The organism is Vibrio furnissii CIP 102972, assembly GCF_000176175.1.
GTDB classification, from domain to species: Bacteria; Pseudomonadota; Gammaproteobacteria; order Enterobacterales; family Vibrionaceae; genus Vibrio; species Vibrio furnissii.
Genome location: NZ_ACZP01000018.1, coordinates 218992 through 240908, shown reverse-complemented (window position 1 = coordinate 240908; position 21917 = coordinate 218992). Strand labels below are relative to the sequence as shown.

The 21917-nt window shown below is 53.4% G+C and carries 20 protein-coding genes; 10 read left to right on the top strand and 10 right to left on the bottom strand.

The genetic code is table 11. The annotated features are described in order from the left end of the window. Nucleotides 1-4: 4 nt before the first annotated feature. The 7 genes from lptB (at nucleotide 5) to mgtE (ending at nucleotide 5641) form a co-directional block, all read left to right on the top strand. Complete coding sequence (lptB, locus tag VFA_RS19945) at nucleotides 5-730, top strand: LPS export ABC transporter ATP-binding protein (RefSeq protein WP_004728661.1); 726 nt, start codon at nucleotides 5-7, stop codon at nucleotides 728-730. Nucleotides 731-780: 50 nt separating this feature from the next. Next, the gene (locus tag VFA_RS19940; RefSeq protein ID WP_004728660.1) at nucleotides 781-2241 is read left to right on the top strand and encodes an RNA polymerase factor sigma-54; all 1461 of its coding nucleotides are present in this window, start codon (nucleotides 781-783) and stop codon (nucleotides 2239-2241) included. Nucleotides 2242-2264: 23 nt separating this feature from the next. Then, on the top strand, nucleotides 2265-2552 hold the full coding sequence (gene hpf, locus VFA_RS19935) for a ribosome hibernation promoting factor (protein WP_004728659.1): 288 nt from the start codon (nucleotides 2265-2267) through the stop codon (nucleotides 2550-2552). A 2-nt stretch (nucleotides 2553-2554) separates the two neighbouring features. Then, entirely contained in the window at nucleotides 2555-3010 is a 456-nt protein-coding gene (ptsN, locus tag VFA_RS19930) for a PTS IIA-like nitrogen regulatory protein PtsN (protein WP_004728658.1), read from the top strand. A gap of 8 nt (nucleotides 3011-3018) precedes the next feature. Next, a complete protein-coding gene (rapZ, locus tag VFA_RS19925) occupies nucleotides 3019-3879 on the top strand; it encodes an RNase adapter RapZ (protein ID WP_004728657.1) in 861 nt (286 codons plus the stop codon). Nucleotides 3880-3888: 9 nt separating this feature from the next. Further along, nucleotides 3889-4167 (top strand): HPr family phosphocarrier protein, encoded by a 279-nt coding sequence (locus tag VFA_RS19920; protein ID WP_004728656.1) that lies wholly within the window; start codon nucleotides 3889-3891, stop codon nucleotides 4165-4167. 115 nt (nucleotides 4168-4282) lie between these two features. Continuing rightward, the gene (gene mgtE, locus VFA_RS19915; RefSeq protein WP_004728655.1) at nucleotides 4283-5641 is read left to right on the top strand and encodes a magnesium transporter; all 1359 of its coding nucleotides are present in this window, start codon (nucleotides 4283-4285) and stop codon (nucleotides 5639-5641) included. Nucleotides 5642-5745: 104 nt separating this feature from the next. On the opposite strand, the gene pmbA is transcribed toward mgtE, so the two are convergent. Next, on the bottom strand, nucleotides 5746-7089 hold the full coding sequence (gene pmbA, locus VFA_RS19910; protein WP_004728654.1) for a metalloprotease PmbA: 1344 nt from the start codon (nucleotides 7087-7089) through the stop codon (nucleotides 5746-5748). Between the two features lie 108 nt (nucleotides 7090-7197). Between pmbA and yjgA the strand changes: the two genes are divergently transcribed. Beyond that, the gene (gene yjgA, locus VFA_RS19905; protein ID WP_004728653.1) at nucleotides 7198-7725 is read left to right on the top strand and encodes a ribosome biogenesis factor YjgA; all 528 of its coding nucleotides are present in this window, start codon (nucleotides 7198-7200) and stop codon (nucleotides 7723-7725) included. An 87-nt stretch (nucleotides 7726-7812) separates the two neighbouring features. Here the strand turns inward: yjgA and thiQ are convergent, their stop codons facing one another. The 5 genes from thiQ to mpl all read right to left on the bottom strand — a co-directional run bounded on the left by thiQ (nucleotide 7813) and on the right by mpl (nucleotide 13404). Then, on the bottom strand, nucleotides 7813-8529 hold the full coding sequence (gene thiQ, locus VFA_RS19900) for a thiamine ABC transporter ATP-binding protein (RefSeq protein WP_004728652.1): 717 nt from the start codon (nucleotides 8527-8529) through the stop codon (nucleotides 7813-7815). Continuing rightward, on the bottom strand, nucleotides 8523-10133 hold the full coding sequence (gene thiP / locus VFA_RS19895) for a thiamine/thiamine pyrophosphate ABC transporter permease ThiP (RefSeq protein WP_004728651.1): 1611 nt from the start codon (nucleotides 10131-10133) through the stop codon (nucleotides 8523-8525). The genes thiQ and thiP overlap by 7 nt, the downstream gene beginning before the upstream one ends. 7 nt (nucleotides 10134-10140) lie before the next feature. Then, entirely contained in the window at nucleotides 10141-11130 is a 990-nt protein-coding gene (gene thiB, locus VFA_RS19890; protein WP_004728650.1) for a thiamine ABC transporter substrate binding subunit, read from the bottom strand. A 254-nt stretch (nucleotides 11131-11384) separates the two neighbouring features. After that, on the bottom strand, nucleotides 11385-12008 hold the full coding sequence (locus VFA_RS19885; protein ID WP_004728649.1) for a flavin prenyltransferase UbiX: 624 nt from the start codon (nucleotides 12006-12008) through the stop codon (nucleotides 11385-11387). 25 nt (nucleotides 12009-12033) lie between these two features. Continuing rightward, nucleotides 12034-13404 carry a UDP-N-acetylmuramate:L-alanyl-gamma-D-glutamyl-meso-diaminopimelate ligase gene (mpl, locus tag VFA_RS19880; RefSeq protein WP_004728648.1) on the bottom strand — a complete coding sequence of 457 codons (1371 nt, stop codon included), beginning with the start codon at nucleotides 13402-13404 and terminating at the stop codon, nucleotides 12034-12036. A gap of 259 nt (nucleotides 13405-13663) precedes the next feature. Between mpl and fbp the strand changes: the two genes are divergently transcribed. Together fbp and ppa are read left to right on the top strand one after the other, a co-directional pair. Beyond that, complete coding sequence (fbp, locus tag VFA_RS19875; protein WP_004728647.1) at nucleotides 13664-14674, top strand: class 1 fructose-bisphosphatase; 1011 nt, start codon at nucleotides 13664-13666, stop codon at nucleotides 14672-14674. 229 nt (nucleotides 14675-14903) lie between these two features. Beyond that, a complete protein-coding gene (gene ppa / locus VFA_RS19870; RefSeq protein WP_004728646.1) occupies nucleotides 14904-15434 on the top strand; it encodes an inorganic diphosphatase in 531 nt (176 codons plus the stop codon). A gap of 91 nt (nucleotides 15435-15525) precedes the next feature. Here the strand turns inward: ppa and VFA_RS19865 are convergent, their stop codons facing one another. The 4 genes from VFA_RS19865 to tamA all read right to left on the bottom strand — a co-directional run bounded on the left by VFA_RS19865 (nucleotide 15526) and on the right by tamA (nucleotide 21824). Then, entirely contained in the window at nucleotides 15526-15873 is a 348-nt protein-coding gene (locus tag VFA_RS19865) for a DUF2799 domain-containing protein (RefSeq protein ID WP_004728645.1), read from the bottom strand. 89 nt (nucleotides 15874-15962) lie between these two features. Then, a complete protein-coding gene (locus VFA_RS19860) occupies nucleotides 15963-16310 on the bottom strand; it encodes a gamma-glutamylcyclotransferase family protein (protein WP_004728644.1) in 348 nt (115 codons plus the stop codon). A 46-nt stretch (nucleotides 16311-16356) separates the two neighbouring features. Next, entirely contained in the window at nucleotides 16357-20112 is a 3756-nt protein-coding gene (tamB, locus tag VFA_RS19855; protein WP_004728643.1) for an autotransporter assembly complex protein TamB, read from the bottom strand. Continuing rightward, nucleotides 20109-21824: an autotransporter assembly complex protein TamA gene (tamA, locus tag VFA_RS19850; protein WP_038152622.1), complete on the bottom strand. Its 1716-nt coding sequence runs from the start codon at nucleotides 21822-21824 to the stop codon at nucleotides 20109-20111. The genes tamB and tamA overlap by 4 nt, the downstream gene beginning before the upstream one ends. Between the last annotated feature and the right edge of the window lie 93 nt (nucleotides 21825-21917).

Genomic DNA, 21917 nt, shown 5'->3' with positions numbered 1-21917 from the left:
AACTATGGCAATACTCAAAGCAGAACACTTAGCCAAGAGCTACAAAAAACGTAAAGTGGTCTCGGACGTCAGTCTGCAGGTCGAGTCGGGCCAAATCGTCGGCCTGCTGGGCCCAAACGGTGCCGGTAAAACCACCTCGTTCTACATGATCGTGGGTCTGGTGGCGCGCGATGAAGGCACCATCTGCATTGATGACAAAGACATCAGTGTGCTCCCGATGCACAGCCGCTCACGTCTGGGGATAGGCTATCTGCCACAGGAAGCATCGATTTTCCGCAAACTGTCGGTCGAAGACAACATCATGGCCGTGCTAGAAACGCGTGAAGAGATGACCCGTGAAGAGCGCCAAGACAAACTGGAAGATTTGCTGGAAGAGTTCCACATTCAGCACATTCGCCAAAGTGCCGGTATGGCGCTGTCTGGGGGCGAACGTCGCCGAGTGGAAATCGCGCGGGCGTTGGCTGCAAACCCACAATTTATTTTGTTGGATGAACCTTTTGCAGGGGTCGACCCGATTTCGGTAATCGACATCAAAAAGATCATCGAACATTTGCGTGATCGCGGCCTCGGCGTGCTGATCACCGACCACAACGTTCGAGAAACCTTGGATGTGTGTGAAAAAGCTTATATCGTAAGCCAAGGACGCTTAATCGCAGAAGGGACACCGCAAGAAGTGCTCGATAACGAGCAGGTGAAACAGGTTTATCTCGGTGAACAATTCCGTCTATGATTAGAGTAGATTGTGATCAATTCTAACAAAAACAAGGCAGTCAATACTGAATGAAACCCTCATTACAGCTTAAGCTAGGTCAACAGTTAGCCATGACCCCCCAGCTGCAGCAAGCCATTCGCCTGCTTCAGCTGTCGACATTGGATCTGCAACAAGAAATTCAAGAAGCGTTGGAATCGAACCCGCTTTTGGATGTTGAAGAGCCAATGGACGATTTTGCGGGTGCTGACAACACGACCGCGAATGAGGAGAAAGAAGCCAGTGCTGACGTCGCCGAGCCTGAACCGCAAGACAGCTCTGAACTGATTGAAAAATCGGAAATCAGTGCGGAGCTAGAAATTGATACCACTTGGGATGACGTTTACAGCGCCAACACCGGCAGCACCGGCATCGCGCTAGACGACGACGCCCCAGTGTATCAAGGGGAAACCACCCAAACCCTACAAGATTACTTGTTGTGGCAACTGGACTTAACCCCCTTTAGCGACACCGACCGCACCATCGCCATGGCACTGATTGATGCCATCGATGATTACGGCTACCTCACGCAATCGCTGGAAGAGATTTTGGAAAACTTCCACGGCGAAGAGATTGAGCTCGACGAAATCGAAGCGGTGCGAAAGCGCATTCAACAATTTGATCCACTGGGCGTGGCCTCCGTCAATCTGCAGGACTGTTTACTGCTGCAACTGGCCACCTACCCAGCCGACACCCCATGGCTGGACGAAGCCAAAACTCTCCTATCTCAGTACATTGACCAACTTGGCAACCGCGATTACAAAGTCATTCTGAAAGAAGCTAAACTCAAAGAAGAAGAATTGCGTGACGTGCTCCAACTGATCCAACAGTTGGATCCAAGACCGGGCAGCCGTATCGCATCGGAGCATGCAGAATACGTGATCCCCGATGTGTCGGTGTTTAAAGAGCATGGCAAATGGATTGTCACCATCAATCCAGACAGCGTACCACGCCTCAAAATTAACCAGCAATACGCCAATTTAGGCCGCGGAAACAGTGCCGACAGCAACTACATTCGCACCAACCTGCAAGAGGCAAAATGGTTAATTAAGAGCTTGGAAAGCCGAAACGAGACCTTGCTCAAAGTTGCCAAGTGCATAGTTGAACATCAACGTGATTTCTTCGAGTATGGTGAAGAAGCCATGAAGCCGATGGTCCTGAATGACGTCGCGCTTGCCGTGGATATGCATGAGTCGACCATTTCACGTGTGACGACCCAAAAATACATGCATACCCCACGTGGCATATTCGAGTTGAAGTACTTTTTCTCCAGCCACGTCAGTACCGACAATGGCGGAGAATGTTCATCTACCGCGATTCGAGCTCTGATCAAAAAATTGGTCGCTGCGGAAACCCCAGCCAAACCATTAAGTGACAGCAAGATCGCGGCTTTACTCGCTGACCAAGGGATTCAGGTGGCACGACGGACGATCGCCAAATACCGTGAATCATTGGGCATCGCCCCCTCAAGTCAGCGCAAACGCCTGTTATAAGGCCTAACTGAGAAGGAAAGTCTATGCAAATCAATATTCAAGGCCATCACATTGAACTAACCGATTCAATGCAAGACTATGTTCACTCCAAATTTCAGAAACTTGAGCGCTTTTTCGAGCATATCAATAGCGTTCAAGTGATTTTACGTGTTGAAAAAGCACGCCAAATCGCAGAAGCTACGCTTCACATTAACCAAGGAGAAGTTCACGCCACTGCGGAAGATGACATCATGTACGCAGCTATTGATGGCCTCGTGGACAAGCTCTCTCGTCAACTCAACAAGCATAAAGAAAAGCTAAGTAGCCACTAATCATGCAATTAAGCGAAGTACTTTCACTGGACTGCACCAAAAGTGCAGTCCAGTGTTCTAGCAAAAAAAGAGCCCTGGAAATCATCAGCGAGATCGCCGCACAGCACACTGGTTTAAACGCCACTGAGCTGTTTGAGTGCATGCTTAGCCGAGAAAAAATGGGCAGTACCGGTATTGGGAATGGGATTGCTATTCCTCACGCACGAATGACCACCAGCGATCAAGCAGTCGCCGTTTTGGTCCAGTGTGAAGAACCGATTGAATTTGACGCGATCGACAATCGTCCGGTCGATTTGCTCTTTGCCTTGCTGGTGCCTGAGGCTCAGTGCAAAGAACACCTCAAAACCTTGTCGTGCATGGCTGAACGCCTGAACGATAAGCAAACTCTGAAACAGCTTCGCGCCGCAACCAGCGATCAGGAGCTGTACGACATCATGGTTAATCAACAACCTGAGTAGGTCATCCCATGCGTTTAATTGTTGTGAGTGGTCAATCTGGCGCGGGTAAAAGCGTCGCATTGCGGGTCTTAGAAGATCTGGGCTACTACTGCGTGGACAACTTACCCGTCAGTTTGCTGCATGCCTTCATTCAATCGGTACAAGGCAGCAAACAAAATGTCGCGGTCAGTATCGACATCCGCAACCTGCCCAAAGAACCGGGCTTGGTCGAAGATGTTCTGGACCAACTCAAGCAAAATAACGATGTCAGCGTGCTCTTTCTGGATGCCAGCAAAGAGACGCTGCTCAAACGCTATAGCGAAACGCGCCGTATTCATCCGCTCTCACTCAGTGAAGGGAAACCGACACTGGCGCAAGCGATTGAACTCGAAAAAGGTTTACTCGAACCGCTCAAAGAGCAGGCCGATTTGCTACTCGACAGCAGCAATCAGTCGCTTCATGAGCTGAGTGAAACCGTGCGCATGCGCGTGGAAGGCCGCGAGCGCAAAGATCTGGTGATGGTATTTGAATCCTTTGGCTTCAAATACGGTTTACCGAGCGATGCCGACTACGTCTTTGATGTCCGTTTTCTCCCCAATCCCCATTGGGAACCCGATCTCCGGCCGCTCACGGGGCTGGATGCACCGATCAAATCGTTCCTTGAAAGCCATGCTGAAGTGATTGAACTCAAGCAGCAGATCCAAAAGTTCTTTGAACACTGGCTGCCATCGCTGGAGAAAAACAATCGCAGTTATCTCACCATCGCGATTGGCTGTACCGGCGGCAAACACCGCTCGGTTTATTTGACGCAGCAATTGGGGGAATACTTCGCCCAACTGGGTCATCAGGTACAAATTCGTCACACCTCTCTGGAAAAGAACCGCTCATAAGGAACCGATATGCAGCAAGCAAGCCGTACCGTCCTCATTCAGAATCGCCTCGGCTTGCATGCGCGAGCGGCCGTAAAATTGGTTGAACTGGCGCAATCTTTCGATGCGGTGCTAACCATTCAAAGTCAGGAAGGCAAAGAAGCAACCGCCGACAGCGTGATGGGGCTGCTGATGCTCGAATCCGCACAAGGACAGAACGTCACCATCTCCGCCGAAGGCTCTCAGGCCGAGCAAGCGCTCAATGCCGTGTGCCACTTGATTGAAGCGAAATTCGAAGAAGACGAATGACGCGCGGTCGAAAACGAAATTAAATACTCATGATTAATCAGAACGTATTAAATAAGACCTAGAATTAAGTTACTATTCAACACATTGCCACAATTCAAAGCATTAGGGGGAAGCGATGGCAGAGCAAATTGAATTTGACCAAGCTCACCAAACCCTCCAAGAAATTACCGAAGCGCTGGAAAACGGCCGCTTTGTCCATGTTCGTCGCCAACTGCAGGACATGGAACCGGAAGATATCGCCAGCCTGTTAGAAGCCTCTCCTCGCAAAGCACGTGATGTGCTGTGGCAACTGACCGACCCTGAAGATTACGGTGAAATCCTTGATGAGCTAAGCGAAGACGTCAAAGATGCGTTGGTGTCGAAAATGGCACCGGAAAAACTCGCGGAAGCCACCGAAGGCATGGACACCGATGACGTGGCCTACGTCCTGCGTAGCTTGCCCGATGATCTGTCCCGTGAAGTTTTAGCGCAAATGGACGCTGCGGATCGACTGCGCGTCGAAACCGCGCTGTCCTACCCAGAAGATACCGCCGGCGGTTTGATGAACACCGACGTGATCACCATTCGTGGTGATGTCGACGTCGACGTAGTGCTGCGTTATCTGCGCATGAAAGGTGAACTCCCAGAAGCGACCGATGCGTTGTATGTCATCGATGATGAAAGCAAACTGATTGGCCACTTATCGCTGAGTACGCTGCTCACCACGCAACCGGATGTGCCCGTCAGCGAAGTGATGGACGATGCCGATGAAGCCATCAAAGTCGACACCAAGGACTCTGATATCGCCAGCCTGTTTGAACGTCGGAACTGGATTTCTGCGCCTGTGGTAGACGAGAACCAACATCTGGTCGGTCGTATCACCATCGATGACGTGGTCGACGTCATCCGTGAAGACGCCGAACACTCAATGATGAGTATGGCGGGTATGGACGACGACGAAGATACTTTCGCGCCCGTGGTCAAATCCGCACGTAAACGCAGCGTCTGGTTGGGCGCGAACGTTCTGGCCGCTCTGGCCGCCGCGTCCGTCTCCAACATGTTTGAAGCCACGCTGGAACAGATGGCAGCGATTGCCGTTTTGATGACCATCGTTCCATCGATGGGCGGTGTCGCGGGCAACCAAACCGTGGCGCTGGTGATTCGCGGTCTGGCACTGGGTCATATCGGTGACAGTAACAAACGCGAACTGCTGATGAAAGAAGCTGCGATCGGCTTTCTCAACGGCATTCTGTGGGCCTTAATCATTGGCGCGATTGTCGTGGTCTGGAAAGGCGAATGGCTACTGGGCGGCATTATCTCTGCGGCGATGATGACCAACTTGTTTGTCGCCGGTGTCGCCGGGGTAACCATTCCGGTGCTGCTGAAAAAGATGAACATCGACCCGGCTCTGGCAGGCGGGATGGCACTGACCACCGTCACCGACGTGGTGGGCTTATCGGTGTTCCTTGGCTTGGCAACGCTGTTGATTCGCTAGCCTAACTCCTCTAGCGGCGTGAATGCAGGTAAACGTGAACGCCATAAAAAAGCGCAGACTGAAGGCTGCGCTTTTTTGATCGAACGGCTGTCTACGGGCGGCGCTTATTCGCCAGCCACTTTCATGGTTTCCAGCAGAATCGAACCAGTTTGGATCTGCGAACGTGTTTCCGTATCGCTGCCCACCGCCACGATCTGGTTGAACATGGTTTTGAGGTTGCCCGCGATGGTGATTTCAGAAACAGGATATTGGATTTCGCCATTCTCCACCCAGAAACCTGCAGCGCCGCGTGAGTAGTCACCAGTCACCACATTCACGCCTTGGCCCATCACTTCGGTCACCAACAACCCAGTGCCCAGCGCTTTCAGCATCTGTTCAAAGTTCTGTCCGGTGTGTTGAACGAACCAGTTGTGAATGCCGCCCGCATGACCCGTAGGCGTCATGTTCATCTTACGCGCAGCGTAGCTAGTTAGCAGGTAAGTCGCCAACACGCCATCGGTGATGATATCGCGGTCTTCCGTGCGTACCCCTTCGCTGTCAAATGGGCTGGAAGCCAACCCGCGCAGCACATGCGGGCGCTCTGACACGTTAAACCACGATGGCAGAATTTGCTGACCGAGGTGGTCGAGTAAGAACGACGATTTACGGTACAAGTTACCGCCACTGATCGCCATCACCAGATGCCCCATCAAGCCAGTCGCCACATCTGCGGCAAACATCACAGGGTACTTCCCGGTTTTCAGCTTCTTCGCATCCAAACGGCTAATGGTTTTCTCGGCCGCCTCCAAGCCAACACGCTCAGGGGCCCACAAGTCATCGACGTGACGCGCTACGGTGTAGCTGTAATCGCGTTCCATCTCACCATTTTTGCCCTGACCAATCACACAGCAACTGATGCTTTGGCGGCTTGACGCGTAGCTGGCCAGCAAACCGTGGCTGTTGCCGTACACTTTCACGCCGTAATGGCTGTCGTAACTGCCCCCATCACTCTGTTTGATTTTGTCACTGTATTGCAGCGCCGCACGTTCAGCTTCAATCGCCACCTGCGCCGCTCTATCGGGGTTCGGTTCATCCGGGTGAAACAGGTCCAAATCCGGAATCTCGGTCACCATCAACTCTTTCGGTGCCGGGCCAGCATACGGGTCTTCGGAAGTGTATTGAGCAATATCCAATGCGGCCAGCACGGTCTGCTGAATCGCTTTTTCACTTAAATCAGAAGTAGACGCACTGCCTTTACGCTGACCACGATACACCGTGATCCCCAACGCACCGTCACTGTTAAACTCCACGTTTTCCACTTCGCACATGCGAGTCGAAACACTTAAACCTGTGCTTTTGGTAATGGCAACTTCAGCGGCGTCAGCACCAGCTGAAGCCATGTCGAGCGCTTTTGCAACGGCCGCTTCAAGCTCGGTACGCTGCACAGCGACTTGCTGTCTTACATCCATATCTCATCCAACTATTGCGCTTTAATGAGGTTAGGATAACAAGAATTTCGCTTTCTCCCCACGATTCTTGCTAAAATAGCAGACATAAATAACTCATTAGTGAAGAAAATGGCTCGTAAGAATCAAAAAGCCCCTTGGGAAGACGAAGAGGAAATCATTTGGGTCAGTAAGACCGAGATGAAGAACGATATGATTGTGCTGCAAAAACTCGGCGAAGAGTTGGTTGAGCTGAAGCCTTCGGTGCTGGCGAAATTCCCGCTGCCCGACGACTTGGCCGCTGCAATCAAAGATGCGCAACGTTTCAAAAACGAAGCGCGTCGTCGTCAATTGCAATACATCGGTCGTCTGATGCGTAACATCGACCCAGAACCGCTGCAAGCGGCGCTGGACAAACTGCGTAACAAACACTCGCAAAACACCGCAGTGCTGCACAAGCTGGAACAGATGCGCGATCGCATCGTCGAGCAAGGTGATGACGCAATTGAAGAGGTGATGACGCTGTACCCAGAGGCTGACCGTCAACGTCTGCGCCTGTTGGCGCGTCAGGCGAAAAAAGAGAAACAAGGCGAGAAGCCGCCCAAAGCTTCTCGCGAAATTTTCCAGATGCTGAAAACCCTCAACGACCAAGAGTTCTGAGTGTTTCGGCCTATGGTTATCACGAAAAAGGTTGGCTTATGCCAACCTTTTTTCTTACCTGTCATTGAGTACACCTGCGTGAAATGCTTACTCCCCCGCGCGTACAAAATCTGCCAGAGGCGCGTCACGGTGCTGCGCCGTTAAGGCGGCAATCGGCTCCATGTGCTGCACTTGCCCTTGGGCCATAAACGCAAAATGCGTGACAATGGCGCGCGCGTCGCTGATGTGATGCGTCACCATCAACACGGTGATATTGCGCTCCGCAGCTAAGGTTTTGACCAGCGTTAACATCTCCTCACGCAGCAGTGGATCCAGTGCTGAAAACGGCTCATCCAGCAACCAGATGGGATGCGGTTGAACAAAACAGCGAGCCAGCGCGACGCGCTGACGCTGCCCGCCCGACAACTGCTCCGGCAGGCGATCAAGTAAATCCCCCACCCCAACCATGTGGGCCGCTCGCACCACATGTTCTCGCTGTGCGGCACTGAGTTTGAGCCCCGGATGTAATCCCAAACCAATATTGTCACGCACACTCAGGTGCGCAAACAGGTTGTGCTCTTGAAACAGCATCGAAAACGGTCGCTGATACGGCGCTTTGCCCACCACGGATACCGTTTCGCCGTCGCTTTGCACCCGAATGTCGCCGCTGCGAGGTTCGATAAAACCGGCCACCAAACTAAGCAGTGTAGACTTGCCCGCCCCGCTTGGCCCCATCAGGGCGACAATGCTGCCTTGCGCGACGCTGAGGTCAAACACGAACCACTCATCCTGATATTCATAACGCACATTATCCAGTACTAACATGAGCTTCTCCGCGAGGATGTAGAAGAGGAACGCACGCGAAACAGGCGTTCAATCAGATAAAACAGGCCAACACTCAGCACCAGCAGCACCAGAGAGACCACCGCGGCAGACTGCATTTGATAACTCCCCAGCAACTGATACAAATAGAGCGGCAGCGTGCGAAAATCTTGGCTGCCAAACAGTGCAATCGCGCTTAAATCGCCCATCGACAACAAAAAACTGATGGTCAACGCATGGGCCAGCGGCTTGCGCAGGGCACGCAGCTCAATCAGTCGCAAGCGCTGCCAGCCGCGCATGCCTAAACTGGCACACAAAAACTGATATTGCTGCGCCAGATGCAGCATCGGTTGACTGAGCGTTTTCACCACGTACGGCAGCGCCATCAGGCCATTGACCGCCACCACCACCCAATACGCGAGGCTGAACACATCGGTTAGATTGCGCAGCAGTAAGAACAATCCGGTGCTGATCACCAGCCCTGGCGTCACTAAAATGATGGTGCCAATCAGTTCAAGCCCGTTTGCTCGGCGCGAGTGAGATTGCAAGCGCCAGTGACGACTGGTGAGAATGATCGCCACGCCCGCCAGCAGCGCCAACGAACTCGCCAGCAGCGCAACCTGCAACGAAGCGCCCATCGCACGCCAGAACTCGCCACGACTCAGCACGCTGAAAAGTTTCTCGTTCAGACCACTCAGCACGACCATCAAAAGCGGCGGAATGACCAGCAATAACGCAAAACCAATCCACGCCCCATCCCACAAACGGCTGCAGCGCGAATCACGTACCCATTGCTGCGTGGTGACACTGCCGCTACTCACCGGCAACGGGCGCGAAAAACGTTGTATCGATAGCGTGAGTACACCGCACAACAGCATTTGCCACAGCGCCAACAGCGCGCCGGTTTGCAGATCGAAATCAAATTTGATGGCCTGATAAATGGCCAGCTCAATCGTGGTCGATTTGGGCCCGCCGCCCAGCGCCATCACCGTGGCAAAACTGGTGAAACACAGCATGAACACCAAGCCCAGCACATGCGGCAGTTGCTGGCGCAACCGCGGCCACTCCACCGCAACAAATTTCTGCCAGCCCGTCATGCCAAGGTGGGCGCATAACTTGTGCTGCTCGGCCGGAATGGTGTCCAGACTTTGCAGCAACAAACGCGCGGCGTATGGCAGATTAAAAAAGACGTGGGCGAGCAAAATGCCGTTCAGGCCATAGATGGAAAAAGGCAATTTGAGCTGCCAATGTTGCAGCCCGCTTGCCAGTAAACCGCTGTTGCCATAAATCGCCAGCAAGCCAAAGACGCCCACCAGCACTGGCAAGACCAAGGTCATGGCAAACAGTTTGAGCAGCAGCCCGCGCCCGGGGAAACGGCGGCGGCTTAACGCATGCGCAACTGGTACCGCCAAGCCAACGCTGAGCAGGGTCGACAACAGGGCTTGGTAAAGACTGAACCAAGTCACATGGCGATAATAAGCATCGCCCCAAATCTGATTCAGATGAAGTGTGGGCGCTTGCCACAATAAAGCGCTGAGGGCAGAAAGGACAAAGGCCGCGACAACTGCCGCGACCCCGAGACCCAATTTAGGTGTACGGCTTTGCATCAATCGCTCAGAACGTTAAGGCATTTTGCCATTCGCGAATCCAGCCTCGGCGCTTCGCCGCCACCTCATCGGCACTAAACGACAGCGATTTGGCTGGCACGCTCAACGTCTCAAAACCTTTGGGCAGCGCCACGTCCGTCACCGGATACATCCAGTTGCCCGTCGGCATCAAGGCTTGGAACTCATTGCTGAGCATAAATTGGAGGAACTCATCCGCCAGCTTGTCGTTCGGCGTGCCCTGCACTTTGGCCGCCACTTCGACCTGCATGTAATGACCTTCGGCAAAATTGGCCGTTGCGTACTTGTCATCGTGTTCAGCAATCAGGTGATAAGCTGGCGATGTGGTGTACGACAGCACCATGTCAGATTCACCATCGAGGAACATCGAATACGCTTCTGACCAACCTTTGGTCACCGTCACGGTTTTGTTAGCCAGCTTCTGCCACGCCTGCGTCGCATCATCGCCATACACCGACTTCATCCACAGCAACAGCCCTTGGCCTGGTGTCGACGTGCGCGGATCTTGATAGATGATGCGCAGATCGTCGCGCTGTTCCACCAGCTCTTTCAGACTGGTCGGCGGGTTGGTCAGTTTTTGCTTGTTGTAGACAAAGGCAAAGTAGCCGTAATCGTACGGCACAAAGGTGTCATCACTCCAGCCATTGGGCAAGTGCACCGCGTGCGTATCGGTGTTGTGTTGAGCCAATAGGCCCGTTTGCTTGGCTTCCACCATCAGGTTGTTATCCAAGCCCAGCACCACGTCCGCTTTGGTCTTCTTGCCTTCCAGACGCAGGCGGTTGAGGATCGACACACCATCATCCAGCGCGACAAACTGAAGATCACAGCCACATTGGGCTTCAAAGGCTTTTTCGACCGCCGGCCCCGGGCCCCAATCGGCCGCGAACGAGTCGTAGGTGTAAACGGTGAGGCTCGGCGCCGCCAAGGCTGCCGAAGAAAATAGGGTCGCCATGGCAATGGCGGACAATTTGAAGGTCAAGGCTCGCTCTCCTTTTGAGCGGCACAGGTTTGAGAGGATGTGATTCGTTCGTTAATCGGTGTCGCAAACCCAGCTCAATTCCTACGCCAGCATTATCTGGTTCAGGTGTCTAACCGCAAAGATGGGCGATACGCACGACCTTTGCGACTAATGCGGGTCCCAAGCTAGGCTTGATCTCAGCGCCATTCACGTGATGAATGGTGAGCTCCCCGATGAGTGCTACGGATTGTAATTCGATTCGCGTGAAAAAGCGACTACACGCGTTGGTCGTATCCCCACCGTGCAACCAGCGTTTGTTCAATGCCTAGGTGATCGAGAATGCGCGCCACGAGAAAATCGATCAGGTCATCAATCGACTGCGGTTGATGATAAAACCCCGGAGCCGCGGGCATGATGGTCACGCCCATTTGTGACAGCTTGTGCATGTTTTCAAGATGCAGCGTCGAGAACGGCGTTTCACGCACCACCAGCAGCAGTTGACCACGCTCTTTCATCACCACATCGGCAGCACGTTCGATCAAATTGTCCGACATGCCGTGCGCAATCGCTGCCACACTACCGGCCGAACAAGGACACACCACCATCTGTTTGGGCGCCGCAGACCCCGACGCCACGGGAGAAAACCAATCGTCTTTGCCGCACACCACCAACTTGTCGGGGTCGCACCCGACATGGGCAACCAATGCCGCTTTGGCCGCTTCGGGGCCGGCGGGGAGTTTCAGCCCATGTTCGGTCGCCAGCACAACGCGCGCAGCCGAAGAGATGAGCAAATAGACCGTATAATCGGCTGCCAAGAGGCACTGCAACAGGCGCAGGCCATACGGCGCGCCGGAAGCCCCCGTCCACGCGAGGGTAATGGCTTTGGGTTGTTTCGTCATAGGGTTCGCAAATTCACTGTTTGAGTTAAGCCGGTTGCTGCGCTTTGGCTTTCAGCGCTGCCAGCAGTTTGCCGTGAATGCCATCAAAGCCGCCGTTGCTCATCACCAAAATTTGGTCGCCCGGCTGGGCTTCTTGGCAAATTTGCGCCACAAACTCGGCCATGTTGTCGCTCACGTGCGCCGGTTGCGAACATTGGTCAGCCACATCCTGCACCGCCCAAGGAATGTTACTGGGTTGGAACAGGTAAACCGAGTCGGCCGCCGCCAGCGATGCCGCTAAGGTTTCTTTGTGCACGCCCAATTTCATGGTCGCGGAACGGGGTTCCAGCACAGCAATGATTTTACGGTCGCCGACTTTATTACGCAGCCCTTCCAGCGTCAGTTCAATCGCAGTCGGATGATGGGCAAAATCGTCGTACACTGTGACACCATTTTCGGTACCTTTCAGCTCCAAACGACGTTTGGTGTTGATGAAAGAACCCAAAGCCTCACACGCCAGATCTGGCGTCACGCCGACATGACGCGCCGCCGCGATGGTCATCAGCGCATTATTCACGTTATGCTCGCCCACCAAATCCCACGTCACGGTGCCAACACGTTCGCCTTGGTGTAACACATGGAATTGCGAGCCATCTTTGCAGATTTTCTCCGCTTGCCATTCGCCCTGCTCGCCCGAAAACTCGGTTTCGCTCCAACAACCACGACGCAACACATCAGCTAACGCGGCATCTTGACGCGGTGCCAGAATGCGGCCATTGCCCGGCACGGTACGCACTAAATGGTGAAATTGACGCTTAATCGCTTCCAGATCATCGAAGATGTCCGCATGATCGAACTCTAGGTTATTCATCACCAAAGTGCGCGGATGGTAGTGAACGAACTTCGAACGCTTATCGAAAAAAGCACTGTCGTATTCGTCCGCTTCAACCACGAAAAACATGCTTTCGCCCAAACGGGCTGAAATGCCGAAATTTCCCAGAACGCCGCCGACCAAAAAGCCAGGTTGGTAACCGCAATGTTCGAGTACCCACGCCAACATGCTCGAAGTGGTCGTTTTTCCGTGCGTTCCCGAAACCGCCAGTACCCAACGATCGTATAAAAGATGGTCTTGCAACCATTGCGGGCCCGAGGTGTAACGCAGGTTATGATTCAGCACATATTCCACACATGGATTGCCCCGGCTCATGGCGTTGCCAACCACCACCAGATCAGGCCTCGGCTCCAATTGAACCGGATCAAATCCCTCGATGATGTCAATGCCATGCGATGCCAACATGGTGCTCATTGGTGGGTAAACATTGGCGTCACTACCGGTCACTTTATGGCCTAACTGGCGAGCCAACATGGCGACACCGCCCATGAATGTGCCACAAATTCCCAGAATATGAATGTGCATAAACCTAGCCTCATTACGACTGTTTTGTATTGCACTCCATTATCCTGATTCGCATCGCAAAAGCGAGCACCACAAATCAGAGCAATGTAATTTCCAAAAAGTCGACAAACAAATTGAGATCTCCGTCTGTTACTTCATTACCCATAAAAAGATCTACCCCCTAAAATCGTCGCTAGGCGCGAGTGCAAATAAGTTCCCCCCAAAGAACCCGTCACGGCGCCGACAAACTCCCCCAAAAAATTAGTGTTAAGGAAAGAACATGTCTGAGATGCGCACCCTTGGTGAGTTCATTGTTGAGAAGCAACATGACTTCCCCCATGCAAGTGGTGAACTATCCTCCCTACTGGCATCGATTCGTCTTGCTGCGAAAATTGTCAACCGCGAAATCAACAAAGCGGGCCTAGCCGACATTACTGGCGCGTCAGGTAACGACAATATTCAAGGTGAAGAACAACAGAAGCTTGATGTGTATGCGAACGAAAAATTCAAATCCGCTCTCGAAGCGCGCGACCAAGTGTGTGGCGTGGCGAGTGAAGAAGAAGATGAAGCCGTCGCGTTCAATAAAGAGCTGAACAAAAACGCCAAATACGTCGTGCTGATGGACCCGCTTGACGGCTCATCGAACATCGATGTGAACGTGTCCGTGGGAACCATTTTCTCGATTTACCGCCGTATTTCACCGGTGGGCGGTCCACCAACTGCGGAAGATTTCCTGCAACCGGGCAATAAACAAGTCGCCGCGGGTTACGTGATTTATGGTTCATCTACCATGCTGGTGTACACCACCGGCAATGGCGTGAACGGCTTTACTTACGACCCGTCAATTGGCTCATTCTGCCTGTCGCATGAAAACATGTGCATTCCAGAAAACGGGAAGATTTACTCGATCAACGAAGGCAACTACATTCGTTTCCCAACCGGCGTGAAAAAGTACATCAAATACTGTCAGGAAAATGTGCCGGAAGATGGTCGTCCTTACACCTCTCGCTACATCGGTTCCTTGGTGGCAGATTTCCACCGCAACCTGCTCAAAGGCGGCATCTACCTCTACCCGAGCACGCAAAGCCACCCGAACGGCAAACTGCGTCTGTTGTATGAGTGCAACCCGATGGCCTTTTTGATTGAGCAAGCTGGCGGCACCGCATCGGATGGCGTGAACCGTATCATGGACATCAAACCGACCGAGTTGCACCAGCGTGTGCCGTTCTTCGTCGGTTCGAAGCGCATGGTGGCGAAAGTCGAAGAATTCCTCGAAGCCAACCCCGATTAAATCACTGAGCGTCGCACATGCGGCGCTTTTTTTCGCTTCACAGAAATTCAAGCAGTTAGCCATGCGCGGCCGCTCGGTGGCGTGATTCGGCTGAGGTTTATTTGGGAATCAGTCAATTTGAGAGTAAACTCTCGGCGTAACTGAGTGTTGATTTTTGCACCTCAGCGCAACTTGAATAATAATAAGTCTCGATTTTTTGAAGTCCGGCCAACAGAAAAAGGAAAACTTAATGAGCTTAAACAATGTGCCAGCAGGCAAATCGCTTCCTGATGACATCTACGTTGTAATCGAAATCCCAGCCAACGCGGATCCGATCAAATACGAAGTCGACAAAGATTCTGGCGCTGTGTTCGTAGACCGTTTCATGTCTGCGCCAATGTTCTACCCATGTAACTACGGTTACGTGAACCACACCCTGTCTCTAGACGGTGACCCGGTAGACGTATTGGTCCCAACGCCATACCCACTGATCCCAGGTTCAGTGATTCGCTGCCGCCCAGTTGGCGTCCTGAAAATGACAGACGAGTCTGGTGAAGACGCGAAAGTTGTTGCGGTACCGCACTCTAAACTGTCGAAAGAGTACGACCACATTCAAGATGTGAACGATCTGCCAGAACTTCTAAAAGCACAAATCACTCACTTCTTCGAGCGTTACAAAGAGCTTGAATCAGGCAAGTGGGTGAAAGTTGACGGTTGGGAAGATGCAGCTTCAGCTCGCGCTGAAATCCTGACTTCTTACGAGCGCGCTCAACAAAAATAAGCGTTTCGACGTCAGACGATCTAAAAAGCCAGCAATTTGCTGGCTTTTTTACGTCGACAGGCTGCGAAATGAACCTGACATAGTGCTCGACTTAGTCGAGGCTGGCACCATCATCCCACCATAACCCCTCAGAAAATTGAGCGCGGAAATTGGGGTTTTGCGCATCACACACACCCAAATAGGCACGTTGCGCTTTCCCGAGGGCAACCGGATCCTGAGCGCAGTACTGTTGCAGGCCTTGCGCATACCCTTGCTGATAGCTGGCAATCATATCCGACGTCGCTTTCTGTTGGTCGAAATTCATCGCCACACGCCCATGAGTCCCTTGGTCATAGCCATAAGATTGCCAATCTGCCGCGTTAAACGCCGTGGTATCTGGATTCATGCTACAACCGGCCATCACGGTGACGGCCACTGCCATTAACCAACCTTTCTTCATGATATCGTCTCCTTTATAGGTAACCATATCAATAGTATGGACGTTTTTGGGTCAGACCTTGTAAATGAAATGTAAATCAGTGTAAAGATTTAGATTCTCTGACACCAGTCACCGGAATCGATGATCGCATCAAGGCGACTGGCATCTTGGTAGATGTAAATCCACGCCATGCCATACGGCGTCTCGATGGTCTCACGCCGATATTCCACCGGTACATCTTCCAGAATATCGAGCTTGGCGAGTGTCGCTTCATCAACGCGATAGACTTCGCCATGAATCGACTGATGGCCCGCGACCAATCCCGGATAAGGACCGAGATCATGAAGGGCATACTCAGGCAACGTATCAAAACGCCCCAGCAGTTCACCGTCGGTCAGGTAATTGTGGTTACTCTCACCTTGACGCAACGTGCCATAAACAAAGACCAGATGCTGCACAGCTTTTCTCCCTGATGTCATTCGGCTTGCGATCGTCAGCCAGCGATTAGTTAAACTCGAAGCGGTACAACAGATCCACCGCACTGTCGATGCCCGACACCGCTTCCAGATAGAGATCCTTCATTAACCGGTAGCGAACGGTAAACTCGCCCACCGAGTTAAAAATACCCACACCATACTTCACTTGCAAGCCCGGCAGAATGTAACCACTCACCGTCACCTGCGAATCATCGCCAGAACCGGCAGTATCCAATTGCAAATCCTGCACACCGAGCTCTTCGCCAATCTGGCCAACCACTTTCCCGCTTTTCGCAAGGCTCAAACCAATCAACGTGGTGGTCATGGCATTGCCGCCAGTTTCGCCATCAATGTCCTGACCACGCAGCAAGTAAGACAGCGCGTTGGCCTGAGGCATCGACGGCTCAGAGAAAATCGACACCGTCGGTTCATCCGCCGGCCCCGTCACCTGCACCCCGGCAACCACGTCATCTTGCGTGTTATCCGGGTTACGAATCGCTTTGATCGACACGTACGGCTGATCCACCGGACCATTCATCAAAATTTTGCCTTCTTGAATGATCAAATCTTGGCCGAACGAACGATACTGGCCGCCCTGAATGTTCACCTCACCGGTCACAAAGGGGCCTTTGTCTTTTTGGCTCACTTGCAAACGACCAACTAAGCCGCCCGACAAACCAAACGCATTGAGTCTAAAGTCATCCCCAATCACGATGCTGACATTGGTTTCGACATCAAACGGAATCGCGCTTTGTTCAGACACCGGTTGCAGATCCGCATTCACCAACACTTGATCTTTCGACACCCCAATGGCGCTTGGTGGCAGCTCTTCCACCACGATACGCCCCCACGGCAATGCGATTGAGCCGTCGATTTTGGCCAGTTGTGGACGAATGGCCAGCGTCAAATCCGGCACCACCTTCATCTTCACCATCGGCGGCATATCCACCAACAACGACGCCGCACCGACATGCGCGTTGACGCGCCAGTCGTCGAGTTGTTGCCAGTTGGCATCCCCGGTGACATTCAGCAACCCGTCGGTGGTTTGTATGTCTGCATTGAGCGTGGCGTCATAGCCATTGAATAAAAGCGCCACCGTGCCGTCGTTGATTTCAACGGGCGAAATGTCACCACGCACCACCATGTCACTGACGTTGAAACGGCCTTTGACCTGCGGATGTAACATCGCACCACTGAAGGTCAGGTCGGTTTCAATGTTGGATTTCACTTCGCTGTACTCACCAATCAACGGCGCAAGAAAATCGATGTTGAAGGTCGTCAGCTTGAGCCCGCCCTGCATCTGTTTGTCCTGCACGGTGACGTCGGGAATCATCAATTTACCGCTGATGTCGCCGTTGTCGGTGATATCCAATCGCCAATCGGCCTCCAAGCGGTTTTTAAGCAGCGTCGCGTTGAGTTCAATGTCATCCCAACCCACATGCAGTGGCTGATCGAATTTCTGTTCGACATGGCCTTGCGGCAGACGAACTTTGGCTTTGACTTGAGGCGGCTGCTCTGGGGCCCATTGGGCCCACACATCCGCATCAACCGAGCCACGCAATTGCGTTTCGGCAGGCAAAAACGCGCTCACCTGTGAGAAATCAAACTGGTTGATGGACAACTGCGCTTCACCGCGCGTGCCGACCGTGGCGGGTTTATCGAGACACAGCGACGACCCCGCTTGCAGCCAGCAGTGCGCCGCTATGGTCGCATTCTGCTGATCGATGTTGGCGTCAATCGCCGTGGGTTGATTGAGCGACCACACGCCCTGCTGCGATTCAATGCGCGCGCGTTCCAAGCGGCCCTGCCAACGCATCGACGGCTGTGTCAGCAAACTACCACTGATCGCGATCTGCGTGGAGACAATGTCTGATGCCACATCCAGTGTCAGTTCATGTTGCTGCTGCCCGCCTGCGGCAACCAAGCTCACGCTGTCGATGCGCTGATCTTGATATTGAATGTCGCTGATGCGTAGCCTTACATCGCCTTGCGGCACCGGCATCGGGGTCACGTTGCCCACCAGTGTGACGTGCTTCACCGTGGCCTCTTTCTGCCACGCCAAGCTGTCGGCATCGAGCGCCAGTTTGACTTTCGGCGTCTTGAGCGGCCCCAATAGCGTCACATCGCCAATCACTTTGCCGTGTAAATCGGGCACACTTTTGGCTAAATCTGGTAAATCCAGCGATAATCCAAGCCGCCAATCAGTATCCAGTTGGCCTTGCGCGGTCACTTGGTTTGGCCCGTGAGCCAACGTCAGCCCCGGCGTCGTAAACTTAAATTCTCCGTTGCCACTGACATCCGATGCGCTGAGCGTGCCGTTAATGTCCAACGGGTAATCCCGCACGATGCCTCGAATCGCCAACGTTGGCAGCTCAATCTGCCAGCCGCCTTGCTTGGTCAATTGACCTGACGTGGCGATGTCTCCACTGATCACGCCTTCGGCTTCCGGCCACTGCAACCCCGGTTGAATTTGATTCAGATTGAGCGACGCCTGCCACTTCGCCAGCGCGCTCCAATCGGCGCTGACTTGTCCCTGAATGGTTCCGCCCAGCGTCTGCACGTTCAGCGTGTTGAGGGCGATGTGCTGCAAATTGCCTTCGCCTTGCAACGCCACATCCACGTTGGGTATTGCTTGGCCTTGGAGATGAGTTTGCAGCGTCATGTGATAGCCGTTGAGTGAGCCCTGAGCGCCGATGTGCGGCGCTTGAACAAAGTACTCGCCTTGCTCTACCAGTGGCCACTGCGCTTTCAGTTGTTCAATGGCAATGTCAAACGGCAGCGCGCGTTTCAGCGGTTGCAATTGCGCGGAGAGGTTCGCCTCCGCACGGCCACCGAGCTGCGCTTTGAGTGTTAAGTCAGCGACACTGCCACTCGCTTGCAGCGCCAAGGTTTGTCCTTGGGCTTCCGCCTGTTTCACCGTCGCATTGAGGGCGAGCGACAATGGGTAGTCGCCACGCAAGGTGACTTGTGTGTTGAGCTTGGCGACTACCTGCGGCATGTCGAGTTCTAGCGTGTCGACATTGACCTGCGACTGAAACGCGTTGGCTTGGAGCCCCAGATGATGAATTTGAATCGGCGTCTCTTGCGCCAGCGTAAAATCTCGCAGATCAAAGCGGCTCAGTTCCACTCGCAAGGGAATGATGACGGCGGGCAGCTCGATGTCTTGAGCCGGTTCAACCGGCGCAGGGGCCGTGGCGGCCTCGGGTTCGCTGGCCTGCGCCAGCGCAATGCGCACGCCGTGCCAATCGGTCTGACCGATGCGCAGGCGGTTACTCTGAAACGTCGCGCTGGTCGCAAAGTGTTGCCAGTCAATCTGGTGGCCCAGCACGTTGAGATGAATGTCATCTAGCACCAGACGACCCAGTTTGATCGGCACGGGAGTGGCGATGCGCGTCACCGGTTTGGCCGGTGGCGTCGGTTCATCCGACGATGCCGGCAGCGTCGGCATATTGAAATGCAGGCCGCTGACGGCCACTTCATTGATACACACCACCGGATCAAGCAAGCAACTGGCTTTGACTGCCAGCGTTAACCGTTCGACCTGAGTGTCGATGTGTCCTTCTGGATCATGGAAGCGTACTTGCTGCAAGGTAAAGCGAGGAAACAGCGCACCTTGCGTCGCACCGACCGACAACTGCGGTAGCGCCTGCTGCGCGCCCCAGACCATTACATTCAAGCCTTGATTGGTGAACACCAAGCCCGCAATGGCCAGCGTGAGGATCATCGCCAGCGCCACAAATCCAGCCGAGCACCATTTGGTCCATTTCAACGCATGTTTGATCATAACTCAGGCCCCAGCGTGAAGTGGATCTTAAAGCGATCGCCCGGATCCGAGTCCAACCCCCAGGCAAAATCGAGCCGAATCGGCCCCACTGGCGAGATCCAGCGAATGCCAAACCCGGTCCCGGTTTTCCAGTCCGGCGTGTCGTTAAACGCATCGCCGTAATCGACAAACAGCGCGCCCCACCAGTTCCCCGTCAGGCGGTATTGGTATTCAAGCGAGCTGGTCGCTATGTATTTGGCACCGGTCAACGAGCCACTTTCATCGCGTGGTGAAATCGATTCATAACCGTAACCACGCAGGTTATTGTCGCCCCCGGCAAAGAAGCGCAATGACGGCGAGAGCTTGTCAAAATCTTCAGCAAAGTTGGCCCCGCCATCGAGGCGAATCAGACCACGATGATTCCGCCCGGCGCTGCGCAGCCACGAAGTCCCCGCTTGCACACGCGTGACACGCGTTTCCGACACAAACGCCGGATCGCCATATTCCAACGTGATGGTCTGTTTATCCCCCCACGTAAGCAGCGAGCCATTCATGCGCGTGCGGGTTCGCGTGTAAGTGACCCCGGGCAGCACGAATTGCGCGACGTCGTCTTGCAAGCCTTGTTCATAGTTTTCAATCAGATAGCGAATAAACAGCGTGCGGTGCCAGCCGTCATCAAGCAGCCAGTGACGCTCAAGCGACAAGTTGGATTCAATACTTTTCGTATCACGGTTATCGACGTTTTTCATCCCGTACTGAATGCGATAGTACTCGTGCAACACGTCTTCAAGCGGAATTTTGTAGCCAGCGGTAATGCTCTGCTCAGGGGCCGAAATAGAGAAACTGCTGTCAAAACTGTGACCCCGTTCGTTCACCCACGGTTTTTTCCATTTTAGGGTGCCACGCACGCCAACGTCGGTCGAATAGCCAATCCCCGTTTCGAGTTGGTTACGCGACTGGGGCGCGAGCGACACCTTCATCGGCAATTCCCGCCCCTGGTCGAGCTGGCTGAGATCCGGCTCGACCAACACCGACGAGAACCAATCGGTATTCGACAAGTTCTGGTTAAACTGCCCCACTTGCGACACCAGATACGGATCCCCTTCTTTAAACGGTTGCAGGGAACGCACACGATTTTCATCAATCTGACTGCCCGTGATCGTGGTGGCCCCAAAGTGATAGCGAATCCCACTGGCATAGTGCATACGCACGAACGCTTGGTTCAACTCCGGCGACACTTCAAGTCGACTGGTAAGGTATTCCCCATCGAAATAGCCTTTCTGTAACGCCAAATTGCGCAGGCTTGATTTCAAACTGTCGTACTGGCCGTGATTCAGCGGTTCACCCACGCTGAGGCCGCTGCGGCGAATCAAACGCTGGAAATCGGGGTCGTTCTCCGCTTCACCGGTGATCACAATGTCGACCAATTGCAGGCGCACCACTTCGCCGGGATTTACCGTCAGGGTGAGCGCCTTGTCGGGGCTGGTCACGTCAAAGGAAAATTGCGGATGGTAGTAGCCCAAAGCGTTGAGCGCTTCGGTGACCACTTTCTCCAGGCGCGACTGAAAGCGCAACTGCGTGGAGTAGTCGCTCTTGGGAATGGAAGATAGGTAAGCATCGACATTATCTTTCAACCCTCCTTCCAATCCTTTGATGGTTAAATCCACGTCGGCGAAAGAAGCAGCGGAAAAGCATAAAGCCGAGATTAGCACTGGTAATGGGGTCCGTCTCATGCTTAATTATTGGCGTTATACAGCAGTTAGATTTAGCTAGTTGGGAATCATACCGTCAATATGCAATTTAGTCTGTATGAAATCCGTCAATTA

What these genes read in the sequence shown, in the direction of transcription:
- lptB (WP_004728661.1), top strand. Translation starts at nt 5, where the DNA reads ATGGCAATACTCAAAGCAGAACACTTAGCCAAGAGCTACAAAAAACGT.
- VFA_RS19940 (WP_004728660.1), top strand. Translation starts at nt 781, where the DNA reads ATGAAACCCTCATTACAGCTTAAGCTAGGTCAACAGTTAGCCATGACC.
- hpf (WP_004728659.1), top strand. Translation starts at nt 2,265, where the DNA reads ATGCAAATCAATATTCAAGGCCATCACATTGAACTAACCGATTCAATG.
- ptsN (WP_004728658.1), top strand. Translation starts at nt 2,555, where the DNA reads ATGCAATTAAGCGAAGTACTTTCACTGGACTGCACCAAAAGTGCAGTC.
- rapZ (WP_004728657.1), top strand. Translation starts at nt 3,019, where the DNA reads ATGCGTTTAATTGTTGTGAGTGGTCAATCTGGCGCGGGTAAAAGCGTC.
- VFA_RS19920 (WP_004728656.1), top strand. Translation starts at nt 3,889, where the DNA reads ATGCAGCAAGCAAGCCGTACCGTCCTCATTCAGAATCGCCTCGGCTTG.
- mgtE (WP_004728655.1), top strand. Translation starts at nt 4,283, where the DNA reads ATGGCAGAGCAAATTGAATTTGACCAAGCTCACCAAACCCTCCAAGAA.
- pmbA (WP_004728654.1), bottom strand. Translation starts at nt 7,089, where the DNA reads ATGGATGTAAGACAGCAAGTCGCTGTGCAGCGTACCGAGCTTGAAGCG.
- yjgA (WP_004728653.1), top strand. Translation starts at nt 7,198, where the DNA reads ATGGCTCGTAAGAATCAAAAAGCCCCTTGGGAAGACGAAGAGGAAATC.
- thiQ (WP_004728652.1), bottom strand. Translation starts at nt 8,529, where the DNA reads ATGTTAGTACTGGATAATGTGCGTTATGAATATCAGGATGAGTGGTTC.
- thiP (WP_004728651.1), bottom strand. Translation starts at nt 10,133, where the DNA reads ATGCAAAGCCGTACACCTAAATTGGGTCTCGGGGTCGCGGCAGTTGTC.
- VFA_RS19885 (WP_004728649.1), bottom strand. Translation starts at nt 12,008, where the DNA reads ATGACGAAACAACCCAAAGCCATTACCCTCGCGTGGACGGGGGCTTCC.
- mpl (WP_004728648.1), bottom strand. Translation starts at nt 13,404, where the DNA reads ATGCACATTCATATTCTGGGAATTTGTGGCACATTCATGGGCGGTGTC.
- fbp (WP_004728647.1), top strand. Translation starts at nt 13,664, where the DNA reads ATGTCTGAGATGCGCACCCTTGGTGAGTTCATTGTTGAGAAGCAACAT.
- ppa (WP_004728646.1), top strand. Translation starts at nt 14,904, where the DNA reads ATGAGCTTAAACAATGTGCCAGCAGGCAAATCGCTTCCTGATGACATC.
- VFA_RS19865 (WP_004728645.1), bottom strand. Translation starts at nt 15,873, where the DNA reads ATGAAGAAAGGTTGGTTAATGGCAGTGGCCGTCACCGTGATGGCCGGT.
- tamB (WP_004728643.1), bottom strand. Translation starts at nt 20,112, where the DNA reads ATGATCAAACATGCGTTGAAATGGACCAAATGGTGCTCGGCTGGATTT.
- tamA (WP_038152622.1), bottom strand. Translation starts at nt 21,824, where the DNA reads ATGAGACGGACCCCATTACCAGTGCTAATCTCGGCTTTATGCTTTTCC.